The organism is Brucella sp. NBRC 113783, from assembly GCF_040372265.1.
GTDB classification, from domain to species: domain Bacteria; phylum Pseudomonadota; class Alphaproteobacteria; order Rhizobiales; family Rhizobiaceae; genus Brucella; species Brucella teleogrylli.
In genome coordinates, this window is record NZ_BAABRX010000002.1 from 430,355 (window position 1) to 449,874 (window position 19,520).

Sequence of the window (19,520 nt, forward strand, 5' to 3'; positions counted from 1 at the left end):
CGGCGTCAGTTCCATCAGACCAGCATGCCCATCGGGTTTTCGATGTGGCGCTTGAAGGCCTGCGCGAGTTCGGCAGCAAGTGCGCCGTCCACCGCGCGGTGATCGGTAGAAAGCGTGACCGACATGACCGTCGCCACTTTCATCTCGCCCTTCTTCACCACGACGCGCTCTTCACCGGCGCCGATTGCGAAAATGGTCGCATGCGGCGGGTTGATGATGGCTGCAAAATCCTTGACGCCGAACATGCCCAGATTGGACACGGAGGTCGAACCGCCCTGATATTCCTCCGGCTTCAGCTTGCGATCACGCGCGCGCTTGGCCAAATCCTTCATCTCGTTGGAGATGGTGGAGAGCGTCTTGCTTTCCGCATTGCGGACGATTGGCGTGATCAGGCCACCCGGAATGGAAACGGCAACGCCGACATCCGAACGCTTGTGCTTGATCATGCCGCCATCGGTCCAGGAAACATTGGCTTCCGGGATATCGCGCAGCGCCAGAGCGGTCGCCTTGATGATCATGTCGTTGACGGAGAGTTTGTAGGCCGGAACCTCGCCCTTCTCGGTCTTGAGCATCGGCGACGCCGCGTTGATCTGCGCGCGAAGCGCCAGAAGCGCATCCAGTTCGCAATCGATCGTCAGATAGAAATGCGGAACGGTCTGCTTCGATTCCACCAGACGGCGAGCAATGGTCTTGCGCATGCCGTCATGCGGCACGATCTCGTAAGAACCTTCCTCGAACAGCTTGAGAACGGCATCGTCCGACATCGGCTTAGGCGCTGGAGCAGCCGCAGCAGCCTGCGGTGCAGCAGCAGCTTTCGCGCCGCCGGACTGGATCGCGGATTCCACATCGCGCTGAACGACACGGCCATGCGGACCAGTGCCCTTCACGGCGGCGATATCGACGCCAGCGTCCTTGGCAATGCGGCGGGCAAGCGGAGAAGCGAAAACGCGTTCGCCCTTTGCCTGTGCGGGAGCGGCAGGTGCCGGAGCAGGAGCAGGAGCAGCGGCGGGCGCGGCTTCCTTCTTGGCTTCAACCTTCGGCTCTTCCTTCGGAGCCTCGGCTTTTGCTTCCGCCTTGGGAGCGGCAGCGCCGCCGCCCTTTGCTGCTTCCGCGATATCTTCGCCGTCAGCGGCGAGAATTGCGATCAGCGCATTGACCTTGACGCCTTCGGTGCCAGCCGGAACAACCAGCTTGGCAACGGTGCCTTCGTCAACAGCCTCGACTTCCATCGTGGCCTTGTCGGTTTCGATCTCGGCAATCACATCGCCGGAGGAAACCTTGTCGCCTTCCTTGACCAGCCATTTCGACAGGTTGCCTTCTTCCATCGTGGGAGAAAGCGCTGGCATGGTGATATTGATCGGCATGTCCAGACCCTTTCGTTAAGCGGTGTAGGTCACGGCTTTCACCGCTTCCACGACTTCGGCCACATTCGGCAGCGCCAGCTTTTCGAGATTTGCGGCGTAAGGCATTGGAACGTCCTTGCCCGCAATGGTCAGGATCGGCGCATCGAGATAGTCGAAAGCCTGCTGCATCACGCGGGTGGCGATTTCCGTGCCGACCGACGACTGCGGGAAGCCTTCTTCGACGGTTACGAGGCGACCGGTCTTCTTGACCGATTCCACGACAGTCGGAATGTCCATCGGACGAATGGTGCGCAGATCGATGACTTCAACGTCGATGCCCTGTGCAGCCAGTTCTTCCGCAGCCCTGACCGCATAGGTCATGCCTATACCGAACGAAACCAGCGTGGCGTCCTTGCCCTGCTTGTGAATGCGGGCCTTACCAATCGGCAGGACGAAATCATCCAGCTTCGGCACTTCGAAATGATGACCGTAGAGAATTTCGTTTTCGAGAAAAATGACCGGGTTCGGATCGCGGATGGCAGCCTTGAGCAAGCCCTTGGCGTCGGCAGCCGTGTAAGGCATGACGACCTTCAGGCCCGGAATGTGGCTGTACCAGGCGGCGTAGCACTGCGAGTGCTGGGCGGCAACGCGGGCAGCAGCGCCCGAAGGACCACGGAACACCATCGGTGCACCCATCTGACCGCCCGACATGTAGAGCGTCTTTGCAGCCGAATTGACGATCTGGTCGATTGCCTGCATGGCGAAGTTGAAGGTCATGAATTCGACAATCGGCTTCAAACCGGCCATTGCGGCACCGACGCCCACACCGGCAAAACCATGCTCGGTGATCGGCGTATCGACGACGCGGCGCGCGCCGAACTCATCGAGAAGACCCTGCGTGATCTTGTAAGCGCCCTGATATTCGGCAACTTCTTCACCCATGATGAAGACGTTTTCGTCACGGCGCATTTCTTCGGCCATGGCATCGCGCAGCGCTTCACGCACGGTCATCGAAACCATTTCCGTGCCTGCCGGAATATCCGGATCGGAAGCGACTTCAACCTTCGGAGCAGCCGGAACGCTGGCAGCAGGCTTGTCTTCAGCCTTCGGCGCTTCCTTTGCTTCTTCCTTGGCTTCCTGCTTCGGGGCTTCAGCCTTGGCAGCCGGGGCCGAACCGATATCGGAAACGCTTTCGCCGTCGCCGAGCAACACGGCAATCGGCGTATTGACCTTCACGCCTTCTGTGCCTTCAGCGATGAGGATCTTGCCGATAACGCCTTCATCGACGGCTTCGACTTCCATCGTCGCCTTGTCGGTTTCGATCTCGGCAATCACATCGCCGGACGTAACCTTGTCGCCTTCCTTTTTCACCCACTTGGAAAGCGTGCCTTCTTCCATGGTCGGAGAAAGGGCGGGCATGAGAATTTCTACGGGCATGACAACACCTTTCCCGAATTAGAGCAGAATATCCGTATAGAGCTCGGAAACATCCGGCTCCGGATCGTTTTGAGCGAAATCGGCCGAATCAGCGACGATGTCGCGGACTTCCTTGTCGATTTCCTTCAGCTCTTCTTCGGTTGCCCAGCCCTTGTCGATCAGGCGCTGTTTGACCTGTTCGATCGGATCATGCTCGGAACGCATCTTTTGCACTTCGTCCTTCGAGCGATATTTCGCAGGATCGGACATGGAGTGACCGCGATAGCGATAGGTTTCCATTTCGAGAATCAACGGACCCTTGCCGGAACGCGCCCAATCGGCAGCGAACTTGGCGGCAGCGGCAACGGCGCGAACGTCCATGCCATCGACCTTGATGCCCGGAAGATTGAACGAAACACCGCGCTTGGAGAAATCGGTTTCAGCGGAAGAACGCGATACCGAGGTGCCCATGGCGTAACGGTTGTTTTCGATGACGTAGATCACCGGAAGCTTCCACAGCGAGGCCATGTTGAAGCTTTCATAAACCTGGCCCTGATTGGCAGCGCCATCGCCGAAATAGGTGACCGACAGATTGTCATTGCCACGATACTTGTTCGCAAAGGCAAGACCGGTGCCGAGCGGAACCTGAGCGCCGACGATACCGTGACCGCCGAAGAAGCCCTTTTCCTTGGAGAACATATGCATGGAGCCGCCCTTGCCCTTGGAGTAGCCTCCACGGCGTCCGGTCAGCTCGGCCATGACACCGCGCGCTTCCATGCCCGTTGCCAGCATATGACCGTGATCGCGATAGGAAGTGATGATCTGGTCACCTTCCTTCAGCGCGGTCTGCATACCAACGACGACAGCTTCCTGTCCGATATAAAGATGGCAGAAGCCACCAATGAAGCCCATGCCATAAAGCTGGCCGGCTTTTTCTTCGAAACGCCGGATCATCAGCATCTCGCGATACGCGTGCAGTTCCTGCTCCTTGGTAAATTCCACAGGCGCAGGTGCCTTGGGGGTAGTGACAGAAGACGTCTGCGTTTTGCCAGCAGGCGTCTTTTTAGCCCTCGGTGCCATATCTCGCTCCCTTAGATTGTCGTTATATTGTGACGTTATACGCGCATATTACAAGATACAATATGCACCCAGAGCATAGCTGCTATGCTGCCAAGCCCTTAAAAACATATCACAAAAAGACAATTAACCGGAATTCAGTTAATTCGACCTGTCTTCCCGAGAGGTAATAATTGTCACTTCATCGGGATGGGAGAGATTAAGCGCCCTGCGCGCCTGCTCGTCAAGCATATCCTTTTCGATGGAACCATCACGCAAAAGCGCGACACGCTTTTCAAGCGCGGAACGCTCGCCGCTGATTTTTTCAAGCTGCTTGGTAAGGATGGCTTTTTGCTCTTCGAGCCGGATACGGGCGTAAAGACCGAATTCGCCATGATAGGCGTGGAAGCCGAAATAGCTGAGAAACGCAGCCGTCAGAATAGGCAGAATAAAGCGCCCACGGATCGATTTACGTTTCTGCTTGGTCCACATTGCGGCTTCCTTCCCGGATGTTTTTGACGGCAGCGAATCTCAAGCTGTAGCCGCCAATCCGAATTCCACCATGAAGCATTATTTTGCTTAACAGAGCTTTACCGCAGCCATATGTCAGGGAAGGATTAACCCTATTTTTGTGAAACAGTTCGGATAATCAAAAGACGGTGACCTCTTGTGAGTAATTCACTCGCAGGGGGGAAATCGGCAACCAGGATCAATTCTTGATTGCCGATCTGTTCATTATCGACCGTTCAGACGATCACACATCGAGAATCGTTGAGAACCCGCCCATGATCATCCGCTTGCCGTCAAAGGGCATCTCGCTGCCCATCGCCGCCATGCGCGGATCGCTCATCATTTTCTGATTGGCCGCATCGCGGGTGGCCTTGTCGGGATATTCGAACCAGGAGAAAACCACCTCCTCATCGTCGGTTGCCTGCACGGCTCGGCGGAAATCGGTCACCTTGCCATCGGGCACATCGTCACCCCATGCCTCAACCATGCGCGTAACGCCAAACTCCTTGAACAGTTCGGCAGCAGTCGCGGCATGTTTGCGATAGATTTCCTTGTTCGCTTTTGGAACCGCAACGACGAAGCCTTCAATATAAGCCATTTTCTCTCTCCCTTTCGATTCCCCCCTTACGGCTCGGGTCAATACGGGATTGAGCCGCTCCATGTCCGCCATATTGCTCCCCATTCAGGGCCAGCGCATGGCAGAACAATAACATTGATATCAATATATATGGACGGAGTCAAAAGCGGGACCGACCAAGATGGCGGTATGGTTCTCAAAGACAACGAAAAAGGCGGGCACAGAGCCCGCCTTTCATCAAAAGCCTTGGGGTTCCGATTAAAGGAACTTCAGCGCGCTGCGGCCTGCATAGCGAGCCTGCTTGCCGAGTTCTTCTTCAATGCGGATAAGCTGGTTGTACTTCGCCGTACGGTCCGAACGGGCCAACGAGCCGGTCTTGATCTGACCGCAATTCGTGGCAACTGCCAGATCGGCAATGGTCGAATCTTCGGTTTCGCCCGAACGGTGCGACATGACGGCGGTGTAACCGGCCTTGTGTGCGGTTTCGACGGCATCGAGCGTTTCCGACAGGGAACCGATCTGGTTGACCTTCACGAGGATCGAATTGGCGACGCCCATGCGGATGCCATCGCGCAGACGGGCCGAATTGGTGACGAACAGATCGTCGCCAACCAACTGGCACTTGTTGCCAACGAGGTCGGTCAGGTACTTCCAGCCTTCCCAGTCGTCTTCGGCCATGCCGTCTTCAATGCTGACGATTGGATAATCAGCGACGAGCTTGGCCAGATACTTGGCCTGCGCCTTTGGATCACGGGTCTTGCGCTCGCCTTCATAGACGTAATTGCCGTCCTTGAAGAATTCGGTCGATGCGCAATCGAGACCGATAGCGATATCTTCACCCGGCTTGAAACCGGCCTTTTCGATCGATTCCATCACGAAATCGAGGGCAGCCTGCGCGCTCTTGAGATTTGGAGCAAAACCGCCTTCATCGCCGACATTGGTGTTGTGGCCAGCGTCCTTGAGGCGCTTCTTCAGCGTGTGGAAAACCTCCGAGCCATAACGCACGGCTTCGCGGATCGACGATGCGCCAACCGGCAGAATCATGAATTCCTGAAAGTCGATTGGATTGTCGGCATGTGCGCCGCCATTGATGATGTTCATCATCGGCACGGGCAGAACATGCGCATTCGCGCCGCCGACATAGCGATAAAGCGGCAGGCCAGTTGCCTGAGCGGCAGCCTTGGCAACGGCCAGCGACACGCCGAGAATAGCATTGGCGCCAAGATTGCCCTTGTTGGCAGAGCCGTCGAGGTCAATCAGAGTCTGGTCGATGAGCAGCTGGCTTTCGGCATCGAGGCCTGCAATGGCGTCGAAAATCTTGCCATTCACCGCTTCAACGGCCTTTTCCACGCCCTTGCCGAGATAGCGGCTGCCGCCATCGCGAAGCTCAACGGCTTCATGGGCACCGGTCGATGCGCCGGATGGAACAGCGGCACGGCCAAAAGAGCCATCTTCAAGCACTACGTCCACTTCGACGGTCGGGTTGCCGCGGCTGTCAAGAATTTCGCGGCCGACGATGTCGATAATTGCAGTCATAGGAGCCAGTCCTTCCCTATAGATCGCTCCGCTTATATGCAGAGCTGCTGAACAAATCCGATGTGGGCACATCCTTAGCGAAACAAAAGGCGGAGGAAAATCCCCCGCCTTTCACAATTCGCTCAGTGTTTTATAGACCCTTGGAAATCCTGTCGAACGCCACAAGCTTTTCCAGCAGTGCAGGCATCTTGTCGATCGGCACCATATTGGGTCCGTCCGACGGCGCATTGTCGGGGTCCTGATGGGTTTCAATGAAAAGACCGGCCACACCGACAGCCACCGCTGCGCGCGCCAGTGTTTCCACAAATTCGCGCTGTCCGCCCGACGAACCGCCCTGCCCGCCCGGCTGCTGCACCGAATGGGTCGCGTCGAAAACCACCGGCGCGCCAAGGCCGGCCATGATCGGCAGCGAGCGCATATCCGAAACCAGCGTATTATAGCCGAAGGACACGCCGCGCTCGGTTGCAAGCACATTCGGGTTGCCGCTTTCGGTGATCTTGGCCAGAACATTCTTCATGTCCCAGGGTGCCAGAAACTGGCCCTTCTTGACATTGACCACCCGGCCAGTCTTCGCGGCGGCGATCAGCAGATCGGTCTGGCGGCAGAGGAAGGCCGGAATCTGAAGCACATCGACGACGGGTGCGACTGCGGCGCATTGTTCTTCGGTGTGGATATCGGTCAGAACCGGAAAGCCGAATTCCTTTTTCAGATCGGTAAAGACTTCCAGCGCCTTTTCGAGACCGATACCGCGCTCTGCCTTCAGCGACGTGCGATTGGCCTTGTCGAAACTCGACTTGTAGACCAGACCTATACCCAGCTTGTCGGTGATTTCCTTCAGGCGTCCCGCCATGTCGAAGGCATGGTCCCGCGTTTCCATCTGGCATGGGCCAGCGATCAGCGCGAAGCGCGCGCTGTTGGAGAAGGTAACATTACCGACTTTGACGGAGGAATTGGCGGTCGTCATTTACTCAACACCTTCAAATACGAACAACGTACCCTGGCCTTTAGCCGGAGAAACGATGATACGGCCATCTCTTTTCAGAAACGTGACACCGTTGCGGTCAAGAAGCTGCTCGATTGTCAAAAGCGAAGCAACCGTGAAAACCAGCCCTGCAAGCCGCAAGCCACGGCCATGAAGCTCTGGCAACCATCCAAAGCTTTGTTCAAACTGTTTGGAAGGAAGGATATCTATATCGGCATTGCCTGCGGTGATTTCCAGAGAACCACCGTTCTGCTTGCGCGCTGGCGCATGAAACACGCCTTGCAGCAATTCCGAAAATGCCGCCGGATTATCCTCGCAGATCAGGATTTTGCGCAATCCGCTGACGCCATTTTCATGCGCAATCAGATGCGAACGATCCGTCTTGGGATAAGCCAGACGCTGGCAGGTGAAGAAAAACGCATCGGGCGCGCGCAGATCCGCCGCAAAAGCAAGGCGGAAACTCGCAATTTCGCGCTTGCCTTCCTTGCTCACGAACGCCCGTGAAAACTCAACCATGCGGCCACCGGCAACACCGCGCCGTTTGAACGCGGCGTGATCGGCGCGTGCATCGTCCGTTTTGAAGGCTATGCCTGAAAAGCCATCCTGCCCGTTACGGAAGCGGTAGGCCTGATCGCGGAGAATGAAACTGTTCGAGCGACGGGCGGCAGCCACATAAAGCGGCTCGCGGTCGACTGCCAGCATTTCCAGATAGGTGTCGTCAGCAAAAAAGCTGCACACATTGGCGGTGCCGAATGGATGCTGGGCATTCGGGGCCACTGTAAATCCCAAGAGAGAAAGTCTCGCGCGCGCTTCGTCCAGTCGTCCAACCGGCAGAACCAAATGGTCCACCGAACGAGCATTGCGCGCGAGATCATTATTCATGCATCAAACCAGACGGCTTTGTTCAATCGCCGCTTCGATGAACGAAGCGAAGAGCGGATGCGGTTCGAACGGGCGCGACTTCAGTTCCGGATGGTACTGTACGCCGATGAACCATGGATGGTCTGGATATTCGACCGTTTCCGGCAGAACGCCATCCGGCGACATGCCCGCGAAATTCAGACCCGCCTCTTCGAGACGGTTCTTATAGTCGATATTGACTTCGTAGCGATGGCGGTGACGCTCGGAAATATCGGTCGAACCGTAGATTTCCGCGATCTTGGAACCCGGAGCAAGGGCTGCTTCATAAGCGCCAAGACGCATCGTGCCGCCGAGATCGCCAGCTGCTGCGCGCTTCTCGAGCATGTTGCCCTTGAGCCATTCGGTCATCAGACCAACTACTGGTTCCTTGGTCGGGCCAAACTCGGTCGAAGACGCGTTTTCGATGCCAACCAGATTACGCGCTGCCTCGATGCAGGCCATCTGCATGCCAAAGCAAATGCCGAAATACGGCACTTTCCGCTCACGCGCGAATTTCGCCGCAAGAATCTTGCCCTCTGCGCCACGCTCGCCGAAACCGCCCGGCACCAGAATGCCGTGTACCTTTTCCAGATGCGGAGCCGGATCTTCGCTTTCGAAGACTTCCGCTTCAATCCAGTCGAGATTGACCTTAACCTTGTTGGCGAGACCACCGTGATAGAGCGCTTCGATCAGCGACTTATACGCGTCCTTCAGACCCGTATATTTGCCGACGATTGCGATGGTGACTTCGCCTTCCGGATTGTGCAGACGATGGGAAACTTCTTCCCAGCGATCCATGCGCGGTTTCGGAGCCGGGTCGATACCGAAAGCCGAAAGAACTTCCGAATCCAGGCCTTCCTTGTGATAGGCAATTGGCACATCGTAGATCGTTGCCACGTCGAGCGCCTGAATAACGGCGCTTTCACGCACGTTACAGAACAGCGACAGCTTGCGGCGTTCGGATTCCGGAATTTCGCGATCCGCACGCACCAGAAGAATATCCGGCGCAATACCGATGGAACGCAGTTCCTTGACCGAATGCTGCGTCGGCTTGGTCTTGAGCTCGCCCGCCGCCGGAATATACGGCATCAGCGTCAGATGGATGTAAACGGCTGCGCCGCGCGGCAATTCATTGCCAAGCTGACGGATCGCCTCAAGGAACGGCATGGCTTCAATGTCGCCAACAGTGCCGCCGATTTCGCACAGGACAAAATCGTAATCCTCGTTGCCTTCGAGAACAAAATTCTTGATCTCGTCGGTGACGTGCGGAATGACCTGAACCGTCGCGCCGAGATAGTCGCCGCGGCGTTCCTTTTCGATGATGTTACGGTAGATGCGACCGGTGGTGATATTATCCTGCTTGTTGGCAGGACGACCGGTGAACCGCTCGTAATGACCGAGATCGAGGTCAGTTTCGGCACCATCGTCAGTGACGAACACCTCACCATGCTGGTAAGGCGACATCGTGCCGGGATCGACGTTCAGATAAGGGTCGAGTTTACGGATACGCACGCGGTAACCGCGTGCCTGAAGGAGTGCAGCCAGTGCTGCAGCAGCTATGCCTTTTCCAAGGGAAGAAACCACGCCGCCAGTGATGAAAACATATCGCGCCATGGGCTTATCTCGTTAGACTTTCTTAATTGATTCCGCCACAAAAAAATGCGCTTCGGAGTGATTTTTCACCGAAGCGATGCGGTAATCGTTGTTGAACACAGACACGTCACCCCAAAACGGACCGTTTGGTGAGTGACACGCACCCCTGAAACCCTATTGCACGAATGCGAACGCTATACGTCTGAAGATGACGGAAGCATGATCTCCGGACGAATACATGGAACCGTCTTAACGGCCCCTGCCCGACTTTTCCATGCCGAAGCCCGCAATCCACAGCTTAGCTTCACGCATTCGTAAAATCGGCCAAAAGAAAAGCCGGGCCCGAAAGCCCGGCCATTTTCAGATCGTCATTTGTGATCAAAGAACGATGACTTCGGTGCCGAGACCGACGCGCTCGTAGAGATCCATCACATCTTCATTGATCATGCGGAAGCAGCCGTTCGAAGCGGAGCTGCCGATGGTCCATGGCTGAACCGTACCGTGAATACGGATATAGGTATCCTTGTTGCCCTGGAACAGATACATGGCGCGCGAACCGAGCGGGTTGCCCGGACCGCCATCCATGCCGTTCTTGAAGCGACCATAATGGCCGGGATCACGCTCGACCATTTCCTTGGTCGGGATCCAGCGAGGCCATTCGCGCTTGGCATTGACGGTCGCAGAACCCTTGAATTCCAGACCCTGCTTGCCCACTGCGATGCCATAGCGGCGCGCCGTGGTCGAGGTTTCAACCAGATAGAGGAAGCGCTGCTTCGGATCGATCACGATCGTGCCCGGCTTGTAGCCCGTAAAGGCAACTTCCTGTGCGCGGAACTTGGGATCGATATTGTACTTGTTGGCCTTCACACCGGCATTGCCGTTGGAAGCGCTCTTTTTCTTCTTCTTCGGCTTGTCCGGATTGGCCTTGGCGTCGCTCGAAAGCGCAACCTTTTGCACGTTAGCGGCAGCGGCTTCGTTCAGCTGCGCTTCAGCACTGACCGGCGATGCGGCAAAAGCCGGCGCGGAAACTCCAACGCAAAGGCTCGCAATGCCAGCCATAAGAATACGACGTGAAAACATGATCAGTTCCCGAAATCCAAGCACAAGCGGAAAATAGCTGCCGCAACTTTACGGCCAAGCTTTCGCTTTCCTTACTGTAAACGCAGGAACGACTCAATTCGTTGCAACAGTTGTGCAATGCGATTCGTAAAAGCCTATTGCCTGCTTGCAACACTTTGCAATTCGGTGGTTAACAAAAAGAAAACCGGCCCATTGGGCCGGCTTCACAATCGCTTGAATGGAAAGCTCTTTTTACTGTGAGCTTGGAACCGGATTGGCCGGAGCTTCCGGCGTCGCCGGCGCCTGCGGTGCAGTCGTTCCCGTCGGAGCGGCGCCCGGTGCAGCCGGTGCGGTCCCATTCGTGTCGGTGCGCGAAGACTCGCCGCCGAGCTGATTGAGGATGCCACCACCAGCGCCGTTGCCGCCTGCCGGAGCCGTCTGACTGCCGGATGCTGCCGGGATACGGTTCAGAATATCGGTCGGGCGTTCGCCATAACGCGCCATGATGCCGAGAACCAGCGACGTCGCGAAAAAGCCGATAGCCAGAATGGCAGTCGTACGGGTGAGCGCATTGGCGGCACCCCGCGCCGTCATGAAGCCAGAACCGCCGCCAATGCCAAGGCCGCCGCCTTCAGAGCGCTGGATAAGCACAACGCCGACAAGCGCCAGCACGATCAACAAATGAATGACAATGAGTACGGTTTGCATGGGTAACGGTCTTTACGTCCCTGAACTAAAGCAGTTCCAGGACACATCACATGACCATGTCCAGACTGCACGATAGAATAGATGCGGCTCTTTACACGCTATTGCGTGATAATCCAAGCCCCGCCGCCCAAGTTAGAGCATGGCGAGGCAAGGCGCCGCTCAAAGGTTGCGATAGGTCTCGCATATGGCGAGGAAGTCTGTCGCCTTCAAGCTCGCACCACCAACAAGCGCACCATCGACATCGGCGATGCCGAGCAGTTCGGTAGAGTTGGACGGCTTGACCGAACCGCCATAGAGAAGACGCAGATGCGCGCCCTTGGCTCCAAAGCGCTCGGTCAGCTGCTCACGCATGAAGGCGTGCGCCGCACGAACATCCTGCACCGTCGGCGTCAGACCCGTTCCAATGGCCCAGACAGGCTCATAGGCGATGATGGTGTTTTCGGCATTCACGCCATCCGGCAGGGAGCCCGCAAGCTGCGAGCCGATGACGTCCAGCGTGCGTTCTGCCTGACGCTCATCAGCCGTTTCACCCACGCAAACGATGGCAACAAGACCAGAGGCCCAGGCGGCTTCGGTCTTTGCCTTCACCGTATCGTTGGTTTCGTGGTGATCAGTGCGGCGCTCTGAATGTCCAATGATGACGTGGCTTGCGCCTGCTTCTTTCAGCATTTCAGCCGAAATATCGCCGGTATGCGCGCCGGAAGTCTTGAAATGGCTGTCCTGCCCGCCAAGGCCGACCGTCGTTTCGCCAGAGAGCGTTTCGGCAGCGCGTGAAAGCAGCGTGGCCGGTACGCAGATCACTGCATCCAATTTTCTACCGAAATCGGAGCTCAGACCGGCTGCAATCGCGCGCAGTTCGGTGAGAGATTCTCCCGTACCATTCATCTTCCAGTTGCCAGCGACCAACGGACGGATACCCGGAGTCATTGTGTTCTCCTCGCCTTTCAAGAGCATAATCCGACCGGAGTGAAACGAGGATCGATAAGATTATGCGTCGAACTGAACATTCAGAGCGTCGATCCGATTCATTCGGATCGAAACACGCTCTAAACGGCAGGCGCCTCCTGCGAATAACGCATGACCGCGCCGAATTTTGCCACTGACTAAGCATATTCGTGTCGCAATGCAAATGTTCTTGGTTGCAGAGCCTCAATGAGACCTTGCATATGGGGCTTGCTTGGGGTTATCCCCTGAACGGATCAATTCAATGACTGGCTCAAATCAACCAAAGCCGAGCTTTATTTCATAATCGAAGGGTTTCCCATGCTCGACAGCCTGCGCTCTGCCTCTCGCTCCTGGATCTCCAAGCTTCTGCTTGGTGTGCTCGTCCTGAGCTTCGGCGTTTGGGGTATTGCGGATGTTTTCCGCGGTGGCATAACCGGCAATGCCGCGCTGACTGCGGGCGACTCCGAAGTCAGCGCGACTGACTACCGCTTCGCTTATGAACAGCAGGTGATGCGCCTGTCGCAGCAGTTCCGCCAGCGTCTGACGCGCGAACAGGCAAAATCGATCGGCGTTGAAAATCAGGTTCTGGCGCAGCTTGCAGCCGGTGTGGTTCTCGACGAAGGCGCGCGCAACATGCAGCTTGGTCTTTCGAAGGACGGCATTGCCCGCCTGACGGCGGAAGATCCGGCCTTCCAGGACGCCAGCGGTAACTTCAACCGCGCGCAGTTCGATGCGGTTTTGCGCCAGTCCGGCATTCGCGCGCAGGATTATCTTGATAATCGCGCCAAGGTTGCCCGTCGCCAGCAGATGGTCGAAGCGGCGACCGACGGCATCAAGATGCCCGACGCCATGCTGAAAGCTCTGGCGCTTTATCAGGGCGAAAGCCGCAGCGCGGACTACATCACCATTCCTGTGGAAAAAGCAGACGCGATCCCTGCCCCGTCGGATGAGGTCCTCAAGACCTATTTCGATGCGCAGAAGGATGAGTACAAGGCGCCTGAATACCGCAAGGTAACCTATGTCAAGCTGGAGCCAGCAGACATCGCAGACCCTTCTGCGGTGACGCAGGACGAAATCAACGAATATTACGAAAAGAACAAGTCGCGCTACGGCACTGTCGAACAGCGTACCATCGAACAGCTGAGCTTTACCGACGAAGCTGCGGCCAACGCCGCGCAGGAAAAGATTGCCGCTGGCGCCAGCTTCCTCGACATAGGCAAGGAACAGGGCAAGACCGAAGACGATCTCAAGCTCGGCACCTTCGAGAAAAGCGCTATTCCTGACCAGACCATCGCCGATGCAGCCTTTGCACTCGCTGAAAACGGCGTAAGCCCTGTCGTCAAGGGCGGTTTCGGCCCGGTCATTCTGCGCGTTACCAAGATCGACCCGGCGCATGTCAAGCCACTCTCGGAAGTCGAAGCCGAAATCCGCACGACGCTCGCCAACAACATTGCGGCGAGCAGCATCAGCGGCATTCATGATTCCTATGAGCAGCAGCGCTCCGATGGCGCATCGATGGCCGATGTCGCCAAGAGCCTGAGCCTCAAGACCGTCACCGTCGATGCGGTCGATGCCGAGGGCAACGACCCGTCCGGCAAGCCGGTTGAACTTCCGAACGGACAGGCGCTTCTGGCCGCTGCTTTCCAGGCCGAACAGGGCTTTGACAATGACGCGCTGACCATGGGCAATGTCGGCTATCTCTGGTATCAGATCGATGGCGTCACCCCTGCCCGCGACCGCACCCTTGATGAAGTCAAGGACAAGGTTGTGGCGGCATGGAAGGGTGAGGAAGCCGTCAAGCGTCTCAATCAGCGTCTGGAAGACCTGAAGAAGCGCCTCGATGGCGGCGCGACGCTCGATGCGATTGCTTCGGAACTTGGCCTTGAAAAGCAGACCAAGCGCGGCATCACCCGCTCCACGAACGATGCCGATATCGGCTCGGCTGCGGCAGCGCAGATTTTCCGTGGCCCGGACGGTTTCACCGGCACGGCGGCAGCGCCTTCCGACGACGCGCAGATTCTCTTCAAGGTGACGGAAGTGACCGAGCCTGCAAGTGCTGGCCCGGACACCATTCCTGAACAACAGCGCAACTATCTCGCAACCGCCCTTTCCGACGATGTGCTGGAACAGATGGTTGGCGAATTGCAGAAGCAGTATCCGGTGAAGATCAACCAGACTGTCATCAATAATGCTCTCGCATTCTAGGTTCTGCTGAGCAGCCGAACGCGAGAATTCACAGAAACAAACGGCAGAAAGACAATGGCTGATCTGAAACCATACATCGCGAAAGCGGCCTCCGGCGAACCACTGAGCCAAGAGGATTCCAAGGCCGCGTTCGATATCATGATGTCCGGTCAGGCAACGCCTTCGCAGATCGGCGGTTTTCTGATGGCTTTGCGCGTGCGTGGCGAAACCGTGCCGGAAATCGTCGGCGCGGTCGCTTCCATGCGGTCACGCATGCTGCCGGTCGTCGCCCCTTCAAACGCCATCGACATTGTCGGCACCGGCGGCGATCAGTCCGGTTCGTATAATGTGTCGTCCTGCTCGGCCTTTGTCGTGGCGGGCGCTGGCGTTCCCGTCGCCAAGCACGGCAACCGTGCCCTGTCGTCCCGCTCAGGCGCGGCAGACACGCTTGCAGCACTGGGCGTCAATATTGAAGCCGACGCGGAAACCATTGGCCGCAGCGCCCGGGAAGCCGGTCTCGGCTTCATGTTCGCGCCGATGCACCATTCCGCTATGCGCCATGTCGGCCCTTCTCGCGTCGAGCTTGGAACCCGCACGATCTTCAACATACTGGGTCCGCTCGCCAATCCGGCCAGCGTGAAGCGCCAGCTCCTGGGCGTTTTCGCGGCACAATGGGTTGAGCCTCTGGCGCATGTGCTGAATGAACTCGGCATGGAAGCCGTTTGGGTCGTCTATGGCGACGGTCTGGATGAGATGACCACCGCTGGCACGACCCAGGTCGCGGCGCTGGAAAACGGTACCGTCCGCACATTCGAGATTACGCCTGAAGACGTCGGTTTGCGCCGTTGCAAGCCGGAAGAACTGAAAGGCGGCGACGCTGCCGAGAATGCCAAGGCTCTGCTCGCCGTTCTGGAAGGCGCGAAGAACGCTTATCGCGACATTGTTCTGCTCAACTCGGCTGCCGCCCTCGTGATCGCGGGTACGGCCACGGATTTGAAGGATGGCATAGCACAGGCTGCCCATTCCATCGACAGCGGCGCGGCTTTGGCCGTTCTGCAAAAGGTAATCGCTGTCTCCAACGACAAGACAGTCTGACGAGAGGAAGCGCACCATGTCTACCGACATTCTCCGTAAGATCGAAGTCTACAAGCGCGAGGAAATCGCGGCTGCCAAGGCGCGTCATACGATTGAAGACCTGAAGGCCCGTGCACAGGATCAGGCCGCACCACGCGGCTTTCTCAAGGCGCTCGAAGCCAAGCGCGCAGCCGATAAATTCGCCCTGATCGCGGAAATCAAGAAGGCCAGCCCTTCCAAAGGTTTGATCCGTCCGGATTTCGATCCGCCAGCATTGGCAAAGGCCTATGAAGATGGCGGCGCTGCCTGCCTTTCGGTTCTGACCGATACGCCGTCCTTTCAGGGAGCGCCGGAATTCCTGATGGCAGCGCGCGCCGCGTGCAACCTGCCTGCCCTGCGCAAGGATTTCCTGTTCGACACCTATCAGGTCTATGAGGCGCGCAGCTGGGGTGCGGATTGCATCCTGATCATTCTCGCGAGCGTCGATGACGATCTGGCCAAGGCGCTGGAAGAAACCGCTTTCGAACTCGGCATGGATGCGCTCATCGAAGTGCACGACGAAGCCGAAATGGAACGCGCCCTCAAGCTTTCCTCGCGCCTTCTGGGCGTCAACAATCGCAACCTGCGTACATTCGAAGTAAGCCTGACCGTTTCGGAACGGCTGTCGAAAATGGCTCCTGCCGACCGCCTGCTGGTTGGCGAAAGCGGCATTTTCACCCATGACGATTGCCTGCGATTGGAAAAATCCGGCATCGGCACGTTCCTCATCGGCGAAAGCCTGATGCGCAAGGACGATGTTGCCGCCGCCACACGCGAACTCCTGACCGGCAAGGCCTGATGTCATGACCTCGGACACGGCCAGGCTCACGCATCTCGACCAGAAAGGCGCCGCCAATATGGTGGATGTCGGCTCCAAGGACGAGACCGAGCGTCAGGCCGTCGCCGAAGGCAGCGTGACCATGAAGCCGGAAACGCTGGCGCTCATATTGGCGGGCGACGCAGCCAAGGGCGATGTGATCGGAACCGCGCGGCTTGCGGGCATCATGGCCGCGAAAAAGACCGCCGACCTCATTCCGCTTTGCCACCCGCTGATGCTGACCAAGGTCGCGGTGGATATTGTACCGGACCATGCGCTGCCGGGCTTGCGCGTTCGCGCACTTGCAAAGCTCAAGGGCCGCACCGGCGTGGAAATGGAAGCTCTGACCGCTGTATCCGTGACGTGCCTGACGATCTATGACATGGCCAAGGCTGTCGATCGCCATATGGAAATCGGCAATATCCGCGTTGTGGAAAAGTCTGGTGGCAAGTCCGGCGACTGGAAGGCGTGAAACGTTCCGACAAGTTTGAGTTCGAGAGGAAATACGATGTCCCTTCTCCCGGTCGAAGATGCTCTGGCGCGTATACTCTCCTCCGCAGAACCGCATGGCCTCGAAACCGTTGCGTTGAACGAAGCGGGCGGGCGCGTTGTTGCCCGCGCCGTTGAGGCGCATTTCCTGCAACCGCCTTTCGACTGCTCAGCCATGGACGGCTATGCTTTGATTGCGCCAGCAGATACCACCTATCCGCTTCAACTGAAGGTTATCGGCGAATCCGCTGCTGGCAAGCGCTTCGACGGTTCACTCCTCCCCGGACAGGCTGTGCGTATTTTCACTGGCGCACCGATGCCGGAAGCTGCCGATACGATTGTCATCCAGGAACATACCGAGCGATCTGGCGATCAGCTAACCATACTCGAAGGCATAGCCACGGGGCGTCATATCCGCCGGGCTGGTCTCGATTTTGCGCCGGGCAAGACTGTTCTGTCCGTTGGCCGCGAACTGGACGCACCCGCTTTGTCACTGGCTGCGGCCAGCGGCAATCCAACGCTTGATGTGTTTCGCAAACCTCGCATTTCTATTTTGGCCACCGGCGACGAACTTGTGCCGCCGGGAGCCGACCCCGGCCCGGACCAGATTGTCGCGTCAAACAGCGTCGGCATTGCCGAAATCGTGCGCCGCGCCGGTGGCAAGCCTGAAGATATGGGAATCATTCCGGACGATCCGGCTCAGATCGAAGCGGCTATCGCCTCCGCTCTCGACAGCGGCATCGACGTACTGGTGACCATCGGCGGCGCCTCGGTCGGTGACCGCGATTACGTCCATGGCGCATTACGCAATTGCGGTGTCGAACTGGACTTCTGGAAAATCGCCATGCGCCCCGGAAAGCCGCTGATGTATGGACGCAAGACCGTCAATGGCAAAACCGTTCACATAATCGGCCTGCCAGGCAATCCGGTTTCAAGTCTTGTTTGCAGTCTGGTTTTTCTCCGTCCGCTTATCGCGAAACTTGCAGGCACCGATTTGACGGCGGATATCCGCCCGGCGAAACTCGGTCAGGCGATGCCCGCCAATGACCATCGCCGCGATTTTGTGCGCGCAACGGTCGAATCACAAAGCGATGGAACACTGCTGGTGACACCGTTTCCAGTACAGGACTCGTCCATGCTGACGGCCCTTGTCGGTTGCAATGCACTGCTCATTCGTGATGAAAATGCCCCGGCAGCCGCTGCGGGCACACCGTGCCGTGTTCTGATGTTGCGCTGATAGGTGTGAAAAGCCGCGCTTTCACAACCTCGAATGAACACGAAGTAACAAACGTAATTGTTTGAAAACAAACCGCTTCATCAAACACCGAGCCCCACCTCACACCCTTCCGTGAACAGAACCGCAACAAGGCGCGCACCCGTTAATCATTTTAAAACCATTGCAGAACAAGACTGGAACATATAGTGTTCGTTCTGGTTTTGTTTTTCTCGATTCTTATCTGGCCGGAGGGTGTCGCGCATGTTGACCCGTAAGCAGCACGAGCTTCTGCTGTTCATTCATGACCGTCTGAAAGAAACGGGCATTCCGCCATCTTTTGACGAAATGAAGGAGGCGCTCGATCTTGCTTCCAAGTCGGGCATACATCGGCTGATCACCGCTCTGGAAGAACGCGGTTTTATTCGCAGACTGCCGAACCGAGCGCGTGCCCTTGAGGTGCTGCGGCTACCGGATTCGATTGCACCGGGGCTGAACGCGCAGAAGAAATTCGCACCGAGCGTCATTGAAGGCAGTCTGGGCAAGGCGCCGCCTGCGCCCGCGCAACCATTGCGCCCTGCCCCGGTTGCGATCAATGACGATGTGTCGGCAACCGTGTCGGTGCCTGTCATGGGACGCATCGCTGCCGGTGTGCCGATCTCCGCCATTCAGAACCAGACGCATTCGCTCAGCCTTCCGCCGGAAATGATCGGCGCGGGCGAACATTATGCGCTGGAGGTCAAAGGTGACTCGATGATCGATGCCGGAATTTTCGACGGTGACACGGTGATCATCAAGCGCGGTGACATGGCCAATCCGGGTGAGATTGTCGTGGCTCTGGTCGATGATGAAGAAGCGACCTTGAAGCGCTTCCGCCGCAAGGGTGCGTCGATTGCGCTTGAAGCGGCAAACCCCGCTTACGAAACGCGCATCTTCGGTCCCGACCGCGTGCGCGTACAGGGCAAGCTGGTCGGTCTGATCCGCCGGTATTGATCAGAGGTTGTCCGTTTTGGGCGATTTGGGTCGCAATGGTAGTTTACCGGACTGCCGGAATAACTGATCTCATAGCCGCCATGCGG

18 protein-coding genes are annotated in these 19,520 nt (G+C 57.4%); 6 read left to right on the plus strand and 12 right to left on the minus strand.

What is annotated here, in order from left to right:
- Nucleotides 1-14 precede the first annotated feature (14 nt).
- The 12 genes from ABWW11_RS07390 to tpiA form a co-directional block, all read right to left on the minus strand.
- Nucleotides 15-1,364, minus strand: a complete 1,350-nt coding sequence (locus ABWW11_RS07390) for a pyruvate dehydrogenase complex dihydrolipoamide acetyltransferase (RefSeq protein WP_109369144.1) — start codon at nucleotides 1,362-1,364, stop codon at nucleotides 15-17.
- A 15-nt stretch (nucleotides 1,365-1,379) separates the two neighbouring features.
- The gene (locus tag ABWW11_RS07395; protein WP_109369145.1) at nucleotides 1,380-2,780 is read right to left on the minus strand and encodes a pyruvate dehydrogenase complex E1 component subunit beta; all 1,401 of its coding nucleotides are present in this window, start codon (nucleotides 2,778-2,780) and stop codon (nucleotides 1,380-1,382) included.
- Nucleotides 2,781-2,798: 18 nt separating this feature from the next.
- A complete protein-coding gene (gene pdhA / locus ABWW11_RS07400; RefSeq protein WP_109369146.1) occupies nucleotides 2,799-3,839 on the minus strand; it encodes a pyruvate dehydrogenase (acetyl-transferring) E1 component subunit alpha in 1,041 nt (346 codons plus the stop codon).
- 138 nt (nucleotides 3,840-3,977) lie between these two features.
- A complete protein-coding gene (locus ABWW11_RS07405) occupies nucleotides 3,978-4,307 on the minus strand; it encodes an FtsB family cell division protein (RefSeq protein WP_109369147.1) in 330 nt (109 codons plus the stop codon).
- A gap of 262 nt (nucleotides 4,308-4,569) precedes the next feature.
- Entirely contained in the window at nucleotides 4,570-4,923 is a 354-nt protein-coding gene (locus ABWW11_RS07410; RefSeq protein ID WP_078340401.1) for a DUF1428 domain-containing protein, read from the minus strand.
- A 237-nt stretch (nucleotides 4,924-5,160) separates the two neighbouring features.
- Nucleotides 5,161-6,438, minus strand: a complete 1,278-nt coding sequence (gene eno / locus ABWW11_RS07415) for a phosphopyruvate hydratase (protein ID WP_109369149.1) — start codon at nucleotides 6,436-6,438, stop codon at nucleotides 5,161-5,163.
- A 130-nt stretch (nucleotides 6,439-6,568) separates the two neighbouring features.
- Complete coding sequence (gene kdsA / locus ABWW11_RS07420) at nucleotides 6,569-7,402, minus strand: 3-deoxy-8-phosphooctulonate synthase (protein WP_121536244.1); 834 nt, start codon at nucleotides 7,400-7,402, stop codon at nucleotides 6,569-6,571.
- Entirely contained in the window at nucleotides 7,403-8,302 is a 900-nt protein-coding gene (locus tag ABWW11_RS07425; protein ID WP_109369151.1) for a VOC family protein, read from the minus strand.
- A 3-nt stretch (nucleotides 8,303-8,305) separates the two neighbouring features.
- Nucleotides 8,306-9,934 carry a CTP synthase gene (gene pyrG / locus ABWW11_RS07430; protein WP_109369152.1) on the minus strand — a complete coding sequence of 543 codons (1,629 nt, stop codon included), beginning with the start codon at nucleotides 9,932-9,934 and terminating at the stop codon, nucleotides 8,306-8,308.
- Between the two features lie 357 nt (nucleotides 9,935-10,291).
- Nucleotides 10,292-10,993: a L,D-transpeptidase gene (locus ABWW11_RS07435; protein ID WP_109369153.1), complete on the minus strand. Its 702-nt coding sequence runs from the start codon at nucleotides 10,991-10,993 to the stop codon at nucleotides 10,292-10,294.
- 231 nt (nucleotides 10,994-11,224) lie between these two features.
- Nucleotides 11,225-11,680, minus strand: coding sequence for a preprotein translocase subunit SecG (gene secG, locus ABWW11_RS07440; protein ID WP_109369154.1), 456 nt, complete (start codon nucleotides 11,678-11,680; stop codon nucleotides 11,225-11,227).
- 159 nt (nucleotides 11,681-11,839) lie between these two features.
- On the minus strand, nucleotides 11,840-12,607 hold the full coding sequence (tpiA, locus tag ABWW11_RS07445; protein WP_109369155.1) for a triose-phosphate isomerase: 768 nt from the start codon (nucleotides 12,605-12,607) through the stop codon (nucleotides 11,840-11,842).
- A gap of 336 nt (nucleotides 12,608-12,943) precedes the next feature.
- On the opposite strand from tpiA, the gene ABWW11_RS07450 reads away from it, so the two are divergent.
- The 6 genes from ABWW11_RS07450 to lexA all read left to right on the plus strand — a co-directional run bounded on the left by ABWW11_RS07450 (nucleotide 12,944) and on the right by lexA (nucleotide 19,434).
- On the plus strand, nucleotides 12,944-14,830 hold the full coding sequence (locus ABWW11_RS07450) for a peptidyl-prolyl cis-trans isomerase (protein ID WP_109369156.1): 1,887 nt from the start codon (nucleotides 12,944-12,946) through the stop codon (nucleotides 14,828-14,830).
- A 54-nt stretch (nucleotides 14,831-14,884) separates the two neighbouring features.
- Nucleotides 14,885-15,904: an anthranilate phosphoribosyltransferase gene (gene trpD / locus ABWW11_RS07455; RefSeq protein WP_109369157.1), complete on the plus strand. Its 1,020-nt coding sequence runs from the start codon at nucleotides 14,885-14,887 to the stop codon at nucleotides 15,902-15,904.
- Nucleotides 15,905-15,920: 16 nt separating this feature from the next.
- On the plus strand, nucleotides 15,921-16,721 hold the full coding sequence (trpC, locus tag ABWW11_RS07460) for an indole-3-glycerol phosphate synthase TrpC (protein ID WP_109369158.1): 801 nt from the start codon (nucleotides 15,921-15,923) through the stop codon (nucleotides 16,719-16,721).
- Nucleotides 16,722-16,725: 4 nt separating this feature from the next.
- Nucleotides 16,726-17,211 (plus strand): cyclic pyranopterin monophosphate synthase MoaC, encoded by a 486-nt coding sequence (gene moaC, locus ABWW11_RS07465; protein WP_109369159.1) that lies wholly within the window; start codon nucleotides 16,726-16,728, stop codon nucleotides 17,209-17,211.
- 36 nt (nucleotides 17,212-17,247) lie between these two features.
- Nucleotides 17,248-18,465 (plus strand): molybdopterin molybdotransferase MoeA, encoded by a 1,218-nt coding sequence (locus ABWW11_RS07470; RefSeq protein ID WP_109369160.1) that lies wholly within the window; start codon nucleotides 17,248-17,250, stop codon nucleotides 18,463-18,465.
- Nucleotides 18,466-18,705: 240 nt separating this feature from the next.
- Nucleotides 18,706-19,434, plus strand: a complete 729-nt coding sequence (gene lexA / locus ABWW11_RS07475; RefSeq protein ID WP_109369161.1) for a transcriptional repressor LexA — start codon at nucleotides 18,706-18,708, stop codon at nucleotides 19,432-19,434.
- The last annotated feature ends 86 nt before the right edge of the window (nucleotides 19,435-19,520 follow it).

Excerpts from the sequence above, each read along its gene's own strand:
- ABWW11_RS07390 (WP_109369144.1), bottom strand. The coding sequence starts at position 1,364 with ATGCCGATCAATATCACCATGCCAGCGCTTTCTCCCACGATGGAAGAA.
- ABWW11_RS07395 (WP_109369145.1), bottom strand. The coding sequence starts at position 2,780 with ATGCCCGTAGAAATTCTCATGCCCGCCCTTTCTCCGACCATGGAAGAA.
- pdhA (WP_109369146.1), bottom strand. The coding sequence starts at position 3,839 with ATGGCACCGAGGGCTAAAAAGACGCCTGCTGGCAAAACGCAGACGTCT.
- ABWW11_RS07405 (WP_109369147.1), bottom strand. The coding sequence starts at position 4,307 with ATGTGGACCAAGCAGAAACGTAAATCGATCCGTGGGCGCTTTATTCTG.
- ABWW11_RS07410 (WP_078340401.1), bottom strand. The coding sequence starts at position 4,923 with ATGGCTTATATTGAAGGCTTCGTCGTTGCGGTTCCAAAAGCGAACAAG.
- eno (WP_109369149.1), bottom strand. The coding sequence starts at position 6,438 with ATGACTGCAATTATCGACATCGTCGGCCGCGAAATTCTTGACAGCCGC.
- kdsA (WP_121536244.1), bottom strand. The coding sequence starts at position 7,402 with ATGACGACCGCCAATTCCTCCGTCAAAGTCGGTAATGTTACCTTCTCC.
- ABWW11_RS07425 (WP_109369151.1), bottom strand. The coding sequence starts at position 8,302 with ATGAATAATGATCTCGCGCGCAATGCTCGTTCGGTGGACCATTTGGTT.
- pyrG (WP_109369152.1), bottom strand. The coding sequence starts at position 9,934 with ATGGCGCGATATGTTTTCATCACTGGCGGCGTGGTTTCTTCCCTTGGA.
- ABWW11_RS07435 (WP_109369153.1), bottom strand. The coding sequence starts at position 10,993 with ATGTTTTCACGTCGTATTCTTATGGCTGGCATTGCGAGCCTTTGCGTT.
- secG (WP_109369154.1), bottom strand. The coding sequence starts at position 11,680 with ATGCAAACCGTACTCATTGTCATTCATTTGTTGATCGTGCTGGCGCTT.
- tpiA (WP_109369155.1), bottom strand. The coding sequence starts at position 12,607 with ATGACTCCGGGTATCCGTCCGTTGGTCGCTGGCAACTGGAAGATGAAT.
- ABWW11_RS07450 (WP_109369156.1), top strand. The coding sequence starts at position 12,944 with ATGCTCGACAGCCTGCGCTCTGCCTCTCGCTCCTGGATCTCCAAGCTT.
- trpD (WP_109369157.1), top strand. The coding sequence starts at position 14,885 with ATGGCTGATCTGAAACCATACATCGCGAAAGCGGCCTCCGGCGAACCA.
- trpC (WP_109369158.1), top strand. The coding sequence starts at position 15,921 with ATGTCTACCGACATTCTCCGTAAGATCGAAGTCTACAAGCGCGAGGAA.
- moaC (WP_109369159.1), top strand. The coding sequence starts at position 16,726 with ATGACCTCGGACACGGCCAGGCTCACGCATCTCGACCAGAAAGGCGCC.
- ABWW11_RS07470 (WP_109369160.1), top strand. The coding sequence starts at position 17,248 with ATGTCCCTTCTCCCGGTCGAAGATGCTCTGGCGCGTATACTCTCCTCC.
- lexA (WP_109369161.1), top strand. The coding sequence starts at position 18,706 with ATGTTGACCCGTAAGCAGCACGAGCTTCTGCTGTTCATTCATGACCGT.